Origin of the sequence: Pseudomonas sp. EGD-AK9 (genome assembly GCF_000465935.2) — a bacterium.
Classification (GTDB): Bacteria; Pseudomonadota; Gammaproteobacteria; order Pseudomonadales; family Pseudomonadaceae; genus Aquipseudomonas.
On sequence record NZ_AVOF01000478.1, the window covers coordinates 1 to 1,917 of the forward strand.

Genomic DNA, 1,917 nt, shown 5'->3' on the forward strand with positions numbered 1-1,917 from the left:
GCCTGGAACGCGCCGTGGTCGCGCTGCTGGCGCAGCCGCAGGGCCTGCTGCAGGTGCAGCGGCGCTGGCTGCCGGAGGAGGTCTACGCGCGTTTCGCCGCGGATTTTCGCCGTTACTACCGGCAGCGCGCCGCCGGGCGCTAGCGGAAGCCCCTGGCGGACTGTTATGCCGACAAAGCGGGCAACTGTGCCTGTGTCTCGGGGCGAAGCGGGTATATACCTGTACCCCATGTTGCCGACCACCTGCCTCTGCACCCAATTGCGCCGCGCCAGCCGCGGGGTCACCCGACGTTACGACGACGCGCTCGCCGCGGTCGGGCTCGGCGCCGCCCAGTTTTCCCTGCTGCGCCATGTGCAGCGGCTGGGGCAGCCGAGCATTTCCGCGCTGGCCGAGGCCATGGGCCTGGATCGCAGCACCCTGGGACGCAACCTGCGGGTGCTGCAGGAGCAGGGCTTGCTGCAGCTCGGCGAAGGCCGCGATCAGCGCAGCCGCGAAGTGTTGCTCAGCGCCGCCGGTGTGCAGCGTCTGCAGCAGGCGCTGCCGCTCTGGCAACAGGTGCAGGACGAACTCAACGCACGCCTCGGCGAGGAGCGCCGCGCCGAGCTGATGCAACTGCTGGAACAACTGGCCTGATCGCGTATCGGCTCTTACTTATCGCCTTCACGGCCGCGACTGGCCGCCCCTGGGAGACACCCTAATGACCACCGCATGGCGCTCGACCACCTGGCTGCTGCTGGGCGCGTCGCTGATCCTGGCCCTGTCGCTGGGCACCCGCCACGGCTTCGGCCTGTTCCTGCCGCCGATGAGCGCCGAGTTCGGCTGGGGGCGCGAGGTGTTCGCCTTCGCCATCGCCCTGCAGAACCTGATCTGGGGCCTGGCGCAGCCATTCACCGGGGCGCTGGCCGACCGCTTCGGCGCACGCCGCACCATAGTGGTCGGCGGCCTGCTGTACGCCATCGGCCTGCTGCTGATGGGCCTGGCCGACTCGCCGCTGTCGCTGTCGCTGAGCGCCGGCCTGCTGATCGGCATCGGCCTGTCCGGCACCTCCTTCTCGGTGATCCTCGGCGTGGTCGGCCGCGCCGTGCCGGTTGAAAAACGCAGCATGGCCATGGGCATCGCCGCGGCGGCCGGCTCCTTCGGTCAGTTCGCCATGCTGCCCGGCACCCTGGGGCTGATCGGCTGGCTCGGCTGGTCGGCGGCGCTGCTCGCCCTCGGCCTGCTGGTGGCGCTGATCCTGCCGCTGGCGGCGATGATCAAGGAGCAGCCGATGCCGCTACCGAGCGGGCCTCAGCAGACCCTGGTCGAGGCGCTGCGCGAGGCGGCCGGCCACTCCGGCTTCTGGTTGCTGGCGCTGGGTTTCTTCGTCTGCGGCTTCCAGGTGGTGTTCGTCGCCGTGCACCTGCCGGCCTACCTGGTCGACCATCACCTGCCGGCGCTGACCGGCACCACGGTGCTGGCCCTGGTCGGGCTGTTCAATATCTTCGGCACCTATATCGCCGGCTGGCTCGGCGGGCGCATGTCCAAGCCGCGCCTGCTCAGCGCCCTGTACCTGACGCGCGGGGTGGTGATCACCCTGTTCCTGGTGGCGCCGCTGACGCAGTGGAGCGCCTACCTGTTCGGCATGGCCATGGGCCTGCTGTGGCTGTCCACGGTGCCGCTGACCAACGGCACGGTGGCGACCCTGTTCGGCGTGCGCAACCTGTCCATGCTCGGCGGCATCGTCTTCCTGTTCCACCAGCTCGGCTCCTTCCTCGGCGGCTGGCTGGGCGGCTACCTGTACGACCACACCGGCAGCTACGACCTGGTCTGGCAGATCTCCATCCTCCTCAGCCTGCTGGCCGCGGTCCTCAACTGGCCGGTGCGCGAGGTGCCGGTGGCGCGTCTGCAGGAGGCCGGCGCGTGAGCACGCGGCCGCTG

Annotated in this window: 2 protein-coding genes; both read left to right on the forward strand. The window is 70.2% G+C overall.

The window, feature by feature from the left end:
- Positions 1-228 precede the first annotated feature (228 nt).
- Entirely contained in the window at positions 229-633 is a 405-nt protein-coding gene (locus N878_RS19105) for a MarR family winged helix-turn-helix transcriptional regulator (protein WP_021445174.1), read from the forward strand.
- A gap of 64 nt (positions 634-697) precedes the next feature.
- Positions 698-1,903, forward strand: coding sequence for an MFS transporter (locus tag N878_RS19110; RefSeq protein WP_021445175.1), 1,206 nt, complete (start codon positions 698-700; stop codon positions 1,901-1,903).
- Positions 1,904-1,917 lie beyond the last annotated feature (14 nt).